Source organism: Vibrio sp. 2134-1, assembly GCF_033339495.1.
Genome location: NZ_JAWOUS010000647.1, coordinates 1 through 608, shown reverse-complemented (window position 1 = coordinate 608; position 608 = coordinate 1). Strand labels below are relative to the sequence as shown.

Sequence of the window (608 nt, the reverse complement as noted above, 5' to 3'; positions counted from 1 at the left end):
ATGGATTCGGACAAGACCGCCATTGGCACCAAACTGAATGAAAGCGCTAACGTTGAGGCAGCAAACAACCAGTTAACCTGCGTTTCTGAAATGGAAAACAGCGTTGCGAAGGTCGGCAGCATAGGTTGTAAAAGGTATAAGTTAGAAAAAACCAAAAAAGAACCAAGCGCCAGAGATAGCGTAATGCGTTTGTATTCCGGAGTACCAAAGCTGACCATGTTTCCTGCCTGATAGGAGCAATAAAGGAGATTGTGATCAATCTATCAGTTGGATATGGATTAAAAAAATATATTAAAAATATGGATACGATATATTTTTGATCTTATGGAATCGAAACAACTGAAACATTTTCTAGCTGTCGCTGAGCATGGCAATATCACCCACGCAGCTAAGGCACTTCATATCGCGCAACCAGCGTTAAGTATTTCGATAAAAAAATTCGAACAGTCACTCGGCGTGACGTTGTTTCGTCGTGAAGACAAGCGAATCAGCCTGACGAAGGAAGGGGAAACCTTACTGATTCATGCGCAACGAGTAATTCAACAACTGCACGATGCGCAATTAGCGATTGATGAATTAAAAGGTTTAGCAAAAGGAGAAGTGCGCCT

General features: G+C 41.9%; 1 protein-coding gene and 1 pseudogene. One reads left to right on the top strand and one right to left on the bottom strand.

Annotated features, from left to right (window positions below):
* Positions 1 to 218, bottom strand: a pseudogene (locus R7R78_RS27750) (MFS transporter); the annotation flags it as partial.
* A gap of 106 nt (positions 219 to 324) precedes the next feature.
* Here R7R78_RS27750 and R7R78_RS27745 point away from each other — a divergent pair.
* The coding region (locus R7R78_RS27745) for a LysR family transcriptional regulator (RefSeq protein WP_225474806.1) at positions 325 to 608 on the top strand (284 nt) is incomplete at its 3' end.